We start from the raw sequence: 8,108 nt of genomic DNA, 5'->3' as shown, positions 1-8,108 counted from the left end.
CAGAACGTGCTGCCGTCGATGGAGGCGGCGTTCGTCGACATCGGCCGCGGTCGCAACGGCGTGCTCTACGCCGGCGAAGTGAATTGGGAGGCGGCCGGTCTGGGCGGGTCCAACCGCAAGATCGAGCAGGCGCTGCGGCCCGGCGACTACGTCGTGGTGCAGGTCAGCAAGGATCCGGTCGGTCACAAGGGTGCCCGGCTGACCACCCAGGTGTCGCTGGCCGGCCGCTACCTGGTTTACGTGCCGGGCGCGTCCTCGACCGGCATCAGTCGCAAGCTTCCCGACACCGAACGCCAGCGGCTCAAGGAGATCTTGCGCGAGGTCGTCCCGTCGGACGCCGGTGTGATCATCCGGACCGCCTCCGAGGGGGTCAAATCCGACGACATCCGCGGCGACGTCGATCGGTTGCAGGAGCGGTGGAACGAGATCGCCGAGCGGGCGCAGCAGACCAAGGAGAAGGCGGCCGGCGCCGCCGTCGCGCTCTACGAAGAGCCCGACGTCCTGGTCAAGGTCATTCGCGACCTGTTCAACGAGGACTTCTCCCAACTGATCGTCGCCGGCGAAGACGCCTGGACCACCATCAACGAATACGTGGAATCGGTTGCGCCCGAACTTGTCTCGAAGCTGAACAAGTACGAGCCGGCCGCCGGGGACGGTCCTGACGTCTTCGCGGTGCACCGCATCGACGAGCAGCTGGCCAAGGCGATGGATCGCAAGGTCTGGCTGCCGTCGGGCGGCACGCTAGTCATCGACCGGACCGAGGCGATGACGATCGTCGACGTCAACACCGGTAAGTTCACCGGCTCCGGCGGCAATCTCGAGCAGACCGTCACCAAGAACAACCTCGAGGCGGCCGAGGAGACCGTGCGGCAGCTGCGGCTGCGCGACATCGGGGGCATCGTGGTCATCGACTTCATCGACATGGTGCTGGAATCCAACCGAGACCTGGTGTTGCGGCGGCTGACCGAGGCGCTGGCCCGCGACCGCACCCGTCATCAGGTGTCCGAGGTGACCTCGCTGGGCCTGGTACAGCTGACCCGAAAGAAGCTCGGAACCGGTCTGATCGAAGCCTTCTCCACGACGTGTCCGCACTGCAGCGGCCGCGGCATCACGCTGCACGCCGACCCGGTCGACTCGGCGCCGACGATCGGCCGCAAGCCGGAGTCCGGCGGTCGGCGCGGCCGCCGGTCCAAGAAGGGCAAGGCCGAAGAGCCGCCCGTCGCCACCGTGCCCGCGCACGCGCCCGGCGAGCATCCGATGTTCAAAGCGATGGCCGCGGCCAACGGCGGTCACCACGATGACGACGACGAATCCGCTCCCGAGGACACCGAGCTGCCCGGCGAGCAGGACGGGGGCGGCACCGAGCCCGACGCGCAGCTGCGGAAGCAGGCCGCGCGCGAGACGGCCGAAGACGACCTCGACGACGACGACTTTGACGACGAGGACGACGACGACGACGAGGACGAGGACGAGGACGACGACGACACCGATCACGTCGATCTCGATGACGACGAGGACGATGACGAGGACGACGACGAGGACGACGACCTCGACGATGACGAGGACGATGACGAGGACGACGACCTCGACGATGAGGAGGACGACGACGAGGACGATTTCGACGACAGCGACGACGAATCGGAGGACGAGCAACAGCTGGACACGGTGACCATGCAGTCGCCTCGTCGGCGTCGAACAGCAGCCCGGCCGGCCGGCCCACCCATCCACTGACGTTGCTGGCTCTGCCCACTGATCGGCCGGTTTGACCCTGTAGCCGCTGGTCACGTACCCTTGTCCAGTTGTCGTCAGGCCACTGGCCTGCCCTGTGGGCCAAGGTGTTGGCTGACACCCCCCTAAACGCCCGCGCGCGTTGACGCTGCGCGACGCCCGCACGAACCAGAAGAGGTAGACGTAACCATGGCGACCTACGCAATCGTCAAGACCGGCGGTAAGCAGTACAAAGTAGCCGTCGGTGACGTCGTCAAGGTCGAGAAGCTCGACTCCGAGCCCGGCGCCGAGGTGTCGCTGCCGGTAGCCCTGGTTGTGGACGGCGCGACCGTCACCGCCGAGGCCGCCGCGCTGGCCAAGGTCGCGGTCACCGGCGAGGTGCTCGAGCACACCAAGGGCCCCAAGATCCGGATCCACAAGTTCAAGAACAAGACCGGCTACCACAAGCGTCAGGGTCACCGTCAGCAGCTGACGGTCCTGAAGGTCACCGGAATCAAGTAGCCAGGAGGCGATAGACATGGCACACAAAAAAGGCGCTTCCAGCTCACGCAACGGTCGCGATTCCAACTCGCAGCGACTGGGCGTCAAGCGGTTCGGCGGCCAGGTCGTCAAAGCCGGAGAGATCCTGGTCCGTCAGCGTGGCACACACTTCCACCCGGGCATCGACGTGGGCCGCGGCGGCGATGACACGTTGTTCGCCAAAGCAGCCGGTGCCGTCGAATTCGGTGTCAAGCGTGGCCGCAAGACGGTCAACATCGTCTCGGCCGCGCGACCGGAGTAGGTCTCTCTCGCGAGTGTGAGAAGCCACTGCGAGGTTGAGGCTTATTTCTTGATTCTTGCAGCAGTTTCCACACTCGGCGGTTGAAAGGACTCTCCGATGGCTCCTCGGTTTGTCGACCGCGTGGTGATCCACGCGCGGGCCGGCTCCGGCGGGCACGGCTGCGCCTCGGTCCACCGCGAGAAATTCAAGCCCCTCGGCGGACCCGACGGCGGTAACGGCGGTCGGGGCGGCAGCATCGTGCTGGTCGTCGACCCGCAGGTGCACACGTTGCTCGACTTCCACTTCCATCCCCACGTCGTCGCGGCGTCGGGTAAGCAGGGCATGGGTGGCAACCGCGCCGGCGCCGCCGCCCCCGATCTCGAGATCAAGGTTCCCGACGGCACGGTCGTGGTCGACGAGGACGGCCGGATGCTCGCCGATCTGGTCGGCGCCGGCACCCGTTTCGAAGCCGCTGCCGGCGGTCGCGGCGGGCTGGGCAACGCCGCGCTGGCGTCGCGCGCCCGCAAGGCGCCCGGTTTTGCGCTACTCGGTGAGAAGGGCGAAGAACGCGACTTCACGCTGGAACTCAAGACTGTCGCCGATGTCGGGCTGATCGGGTTCCCCTCGGCGGGCAAATCCTCATTGGTGTCGACGATCTCGGCGGCCAAGCCGAAGATCGCCGACTACCCGTTCACCACGCTGGCCCCCAATCTCGGGGTGGTCTCGGCGGGGGAGCGGACCTTCACCGTCGCCGACGTCCCGGGCCTGATCCCGGGTGCGTCGCAAGGCCGCGGCCTGGGCCTGGACTTTCTGCGCCACATCGAGCGATGCGCGGTGCTGGTGCATGTGGTCGATTGCGCGACCGCGGAACCGGGCCGCGACCCGATCTCCGACATCGACGCGCTGGAAGCCGAGCTGGCCGCCTATACGCCCACCCTGCAAGGGGATACGACGCTGGGTGACCTTGTGCAACGCCCCCGCGCGGCGGTACTCAACAAGGTCGACGTGCCGGAGGCGCGCGAGATGGCCGAGTTCGTTCGCGACGAGATCGCCGAACGCGGCTGGCCGGTTTTCATCGTGTCGACAGTCGCCCGAGAAGGTTTGCAGCCGTTGATCTTCGGGCTTGCCGACATGGTCGCAGCGCACAAGGCCGCCCAGCCCGTGGTGGTGCCGCGGCGACCGGTGATTCGCCCGGTTCCGGTCGACGAGTCGGGCTTCAGCGTGGCGTCCGACGGGCAGGGCGGATTCGTGGTCCGCGGCCGCCGGCCCGAACGCTGGATTGCCCAGACCGCCTTCGACAACGACGAGGCGGTCGGCTACCTCGGTGACCGGCTGGCCCGCCTCGGTGTCGAAGACGAGCTGATGAAGCTGGGCGCCCGCCCCGGCTGCGCGGTCACCATCGGCGACGTCACGTTCGACTGGGAGCCTGCGACGCCGTCGGGCATCGACACCATGATGACCAGACGCGGCACCGACCCCCGCCTGGAAGGCAACGACCGGGTCGGCGCCGACGAGCGCAAGGCCGCGCGCAAGCAACGCCGCGAGCATGATGAATAGTGCTGCCCGCGAGGCTGTTCGGACCGCGCGCAGCGTCGTCGTCAAGGTCGGCACCACCGCACTGACCACGCCGACCGGCATGTTCGACGCCAGCCGGCTGGCCGGGCTCGTCGATGCCATCGAAGCCCGGATGAAGGCGGGCTCCGACGTCGTCATCGTGTCCTCGGGCGCGATCGCCGCGGGCATCGAGCCACTGGGATTGACTAAGCGGCCCACCGACCTGGCCACCAAGCAGGCCGCGGCCAGTGTGGGCCAGGTGGCCCTGGTCAACGCCTGGAGCGCCGCGTTCGCCTGCTACCAGCGCAATGTCGGTCAGGTGCTGCTCACCGCGCACGACGTGTCGATGCGGGTGCAGCACAACAACGCTCAGCGCACACTCGACCGATTGCGCGCCCTGCACGCGGTCGCGATCGTCAACGAGAACGACACGGTGGCCACCAACGAGATCCGGTTCGGTGACAACGACCGGCTCTCGGCGCTGGTGGCACACCTGGTCGGGGCGGATGCGCTGATCCTGCTCAGCGACATCGACGGACTCTACGACGCCGATCCGCGCAAGTCTGCCGAAAGCCATTTCATCGCCGAGGTTTCCGGACCGGACGAGTTGGACGGCGTGATCGCCGGGCAGGGCAGTCATCTGGGCACCGGCGGCATGGCGTCCAAGCTGTCGTCGGCGCTGCTGGCCGCTGACGCCGGCGTTCCAGTGTTGCTGGCCGCAGCGGCCAGTGCCGAAGCGGCGCTGACGGACGCCTCGGTGGGCACCGTGTTCGCCCCGCGACCCAACCGCATGTCGGCACGCCGCTTCTGGGTGCGTTATGCCGCCGAGTCCGCTGGCGTGCTGACCCTCGACCGTGGAGCGGTGAACGCTGTTGTCGACCAACGCCGTTCGCTGCTGCCTGCGGGGATCACCGCGCTGGCCGGCCGATTTCACGGCGGCGATGTCGTCGATCTGACCGGACCCGACACGGTTCTGGTGGCCCGCGGAGTCGTTGCTTACGACGCCGCCGAACTGGCCGCCATGATCGGCCGGTCGACGTCGGATCTGCCCGCGGAGCTGCGCCGGCCCGCGGTGCACGCCGACGATCTGGTCGCCGTCTAACTCTTCGGAATGGTCTTCAAATATAAAGCTCCCCAAGCGATTTCGGTCAACGCAGCGGCGAGCTCGGCGTCGTAGCCGGGCGGGCTGTTCGGCAAGTTCTGCTGACAGGCCCGCTCGACCATCCAGCTGAGCGTGCTGGCCGTGGTGGCGGCGGGCAGTTCGGGGCGGATCGAGCCGTCGGCCTGGCCGTCCTCGATCACCTGGGTCAGTCGCCGCGAGATCCCGTCGAGCAGTGCGCGATAGGTCGCCGCCACTTGCGGGTCGTAGCCGGCCATTTCGTTGAGCGCGACCAGCACAGGCTGGTGTCGTCGATAACTGGCGATGATGCCGGCCATCGCGGCGTGGACGTCGTCGGGGTCGTGCCGCCAGGCCACCCCCCACCACAGTTCGGCGCTGTCGGAGAGGTCCCCGAATACTTGGCCGGCCAGCCGCCGCAGCAGGTCGCCCTTGTCCTCGAAATAGATGTAGAAGTTGGCCCGCGACATCCGGGCCGCGGTGGAGAGCCGGTCGACGGACAGTTCGGTGAAGCTTGCGCCGTCGAGCATCAGCCGTTCGGTGGCGTCGAGCAACCGGCGTTCGATCTGCTCGCGTCGCTCCTGCCGCTTGGCGTGCGGCTTGCGGGTGACGGACGGCATGGCAGCAGTATGACACCTTGACTAGACACTATGTCCAGTCTTATTGTCGTCGGTGTGCCGGGGACTGTGACCGGCGTCATATCCGATGGAGGATCCGCCCATGACAGCGACGGCTGCCACCCCCCGTGCCTACGATCCCGTCGACCTGTCCTCCCGCGCGTTCTGGTCGACCAGCGCCGCCGAACGCGAGCAGTCATTCGCGGTATTGCGGGCCGCTCGGCCGGTGAGTTGGCATCCGCCGGTGGAGGACGCCATGCTGCCGTCCCCTGACGACCCCGGCTACTGGGCGGTCACGCGTCGTGACGACATCGTCGCGGTCAGCCGCGACAACGCGTCGTTCCTGTCGGGCCAAGGCGTCATGTTCGAGAACTTCCCGGTGGAACTGCTCGAAGCCTCGCAGTCCTTCCTGGCCATGGACCCGCCGCGGCACACGTTTTTGCGCAAGCTCGTCAGCGCTGCCTTCACCCACCGTCAGGTCCGCCGCATCGAAGACTCGATCAAGGCGAACGCGAAGACCATCGTGGCGGAACTCAAAGCCGCTGGCAGCGGCGCAGACTTCGTCGACCTCTGCGCCAAGGAACTGCCTATCCGCACGCTGTCCGACATGGTGGGCATCCCCGAGTCGGAGCGGCAAAAGCTGGCACACGCGGCCGACGCCATGGTGTCCTGCGGCGACCCCGAGTACCTGAACGGCCGCCACCCGATGGAGGTGTTGTTGGAGGCGCAGACGTATGTGCACCAGGTGGCCGGGATGCTGGCCGGGGAGCGCCGCGAGCATCCCGGTGAGGACTTACTGAGCGCGCTGGTCAACGCCGAGGTGGACGGGGACCGATTGGCCGACGCCGACGTCGCCGCGTTCTTCGTGTTGCTCACGGTGGCCGGTAACGACACTACCCGCCAGACCACCAGCCACGCGTTGCGCGCCTTGACCGACTTCGGAGACCAACGGGACTGGTTGTCGGAGGATTTCGAGAGCCGAGTCGGCGGGGCGGTCGAGGAGTTCATCCGGTTTGCGACTCCGGTCATGACGTTCCGCCGCACGGCAGCAAGGGATGTCGAGATCGGCGGTCAGGGCGTGCGCGCCGGCGAGAAGGTGGTGATGTTCTATTCGTCAGGCAACTTCGACACCGAGGTGTTCGAGCAGCCCGAGCGCCTCGACCTGAGTCGCAACCCCAACCCGCATGTCGGCTTCGGCGGTGGCGGCGTGCACTTCTGTCTGGGCGCGAACCTGGCCAGGGCGCAGCTGCGAGCCATCCTCGGTGAGCTGCTGCATCAGCTGCCCGATATCCAGGCGGGCGACCCGGTGTATCTGGCGGGCAACTTCATTCACGGCATCCGCAGCATGCCCTGCACGTTTTAGCGCACGACGGCGGGCGACAGTTCCTCGGCCAACAACGTCAGCAGTTCCGAACAGCCGCCGTCGACCTTGACATGGGCGTGCTCGTCACCGCGGGTGGGTCCGCGGTTGATGATGGCGATCGGCATGCCCAGGGCCGCGGCGTGGCGTACGAACCGGTAGCCGGAGAACACCGTCAACGACGAACCGGCGACCAACAACGCCTCGGCATGATCCACGAGCGAAAACGCCTGCTGGACTGCCTCTTTGGGCACACTCTCGCCGAAGTACACAATGTTGGGCTTGAGCATGCCGGCGCACGCCGGGCAGTCGAGGTAGCGAAACGATGCGGTGTCGGCGACGAGGGCGTCGGCATCCGGTGCCACCGCGAGCCCGCCGGCGGCCTCGACGCGTTCGGCGAAGCCCGGGTTCAGCGCGTCCAGTTGGTCGCCGAGCGCCGCGCGGGTCATGGTGTGTCCGCAGTTCAGGCAGACCACCCGCGCGTAGGTGCCGTGCAGGTTGATCACGTTGCGACTGCCGGCTTTGGTGTGCAGTAGGTCCACGTTCTGGGTGACGACGCCGCTGACGACACCGGCGCGCTCGAGTGCCGCGACCGCGCGGTGCCCGGCGTTGGGCCGGGTGTCGTCCATGTGCCGCCACCCGACGTGGTTGCGGGCCCAGTACCGCTGCCGAAAGGCCGGGTCGGTGGTGAACTGGCGGATCGTCATCGGGTTGCTCGGGGGCGAGTCCGGCCCGCGGTAGTCGGGGATGCCGGAGTCGGTCGACAGCCCGGCTCCGGTCAGCACGGCGATGCGGCGACCGGTCAGGGCAGCGACAAGCTCCGGAGCCTGCGCGCGCACAGCTGTCACCCTTCGATGGTACGGATCAGGCCCGGTTGCCCGCCGACGAGCTGACGAAAGAGTCGGTTGTCCCACGGGGTTTTGCGATCACTGAGATTCCAAGCATTTTTATGGGTTGTCTATGTTGCGTCTC

8 protein-coding genes are annotated in these 8,108 nt (G+C 67.4%); 6 read left to right on the top strand and 2 right to left on the bottom strand.

What is annotated here, in order from left to right; translation table 11 throughout:
- The 5 genes from AC2VOU_RS08915 to proB all read left to right on the top strand — a co-directional run.
- A partial coding sequence (locus tag AC2VOU_RS08915; RefSeq protein WP_486957054.1) for an Rne/Rng family ribonuclease occupies positions 1 to 1,731 on the top strand: 1,731 nt, incomplete at its 5' end.
- Between the two features lie 186 nt (positions 1,732 to 1,917).
- Complete coding sequence (rplU, locus tag AC2VOU_RS08910) at positions 1,918 to 2,229, top strand: 50S ribosomal protein L21 (protein WP_486957053.1); 312 nt, start codon at positions 1,918 to 1,920, stop codon at positions 2,227 to 2,229.
- 16 nt (positions 2,230 to 2,245) lie between these two features.
- Positions 2,246 to 2,509, top strand: a complete 264-nt coding sequence (gene rpmA / locus AC2VOU_RS08905) for a 50S ribosomal protein L27 (RefSeq protein ID WP_486957052.1) — start codon at positions 2,246 to 2,248, stop codon at positions 2,507 to 2,509.
- 96 nt (positions 2,510 to 2,605) lie between these two features.
- A complete protein-coding gene (obgE, locus tag AC2VOU_RS08900; RefSeq protein ID WP_486957051.1) occupies positions 2,606 to 4,045 on the top strand; it encodes a GTPase ObgE in 1,440 nt (479 codons plus the stop codon).
- Positions 4,038 to 5,144: a glutamate 5-kinase gene (proB, locus tag AC2VOU_RS08895; protein WP_486957055.1), complete on the top strand. Its 1,107-nt coding sequence runs from the start codon at positions 4,038 to 4,040 to the stop codon at positions 5,142 to 5,144. The genes obgE and proB overlap by 8 nt, the downstream gene beginning before the upstream one ends.
- Here the strand turns inward: proB and AC2VOU_RS08890 are convergent.
- On the bottom strand, positions 5,141 to 5,779 hold the full coding sequence (locus AC2VOU_RS08890; protein WP_486957050.1) for a TetR/AcrR family transcriptional regulator: 639 nt from the start codon (positions 5,777 to 5,779) through the stop codon (positions 5,141 to 5,143). The genes proB and AC2VOU_RS08890 overlap by 4 nt on opposite strands.
- Before the next feature lie 100 nt (positions 5,780 to 5,879).
- Here AC2VOU_RS08890 and AC2VOU_RS08885 point away from each other — a divergent pair, with 100 nt between their 5' ends.
- Positions 5,880 to 7,139 (top strand): cytochrome P450, encoded by a 1,260-nt coding sequence (locus tag AC2VOU_RS08885; protein ID WP_486957049.1) that lies wholly within the window; start codon positions 5,880 to 5,882, stop codon positions 7,137 to 7,139.
- On the opposite strand, the gene AC2VOU_RS08880 is transcribed toward AC2VOU_RS08885, so the two are convergent.
- Entirely contained in the window at positions 7,136 to 7,984 is an 849-nt protein-coding gene (locus AC2VOU_RS08880) for a Sir2 family NAD-dependent protein deacetylase (protein WP_486957048.1), read from the bottom strand. The two genes, AC2VOU_RS08885 and AC2VOU_RS08880, sit on opposite strands and share 4 nt — an antisense overlap.
- Between the last annotated feature and the right edge of the window lie 124 nt (positions 7,985 to 8,108).

This window comes from Mycobacterium sp. TH-M25 (genome assembly GCF_057473665.1).
The sequence above is the reverse complement of the archived record's forward strand: the minus strand, read 5'-3'. Positions and strand labels throughout refer to the sequence as shown.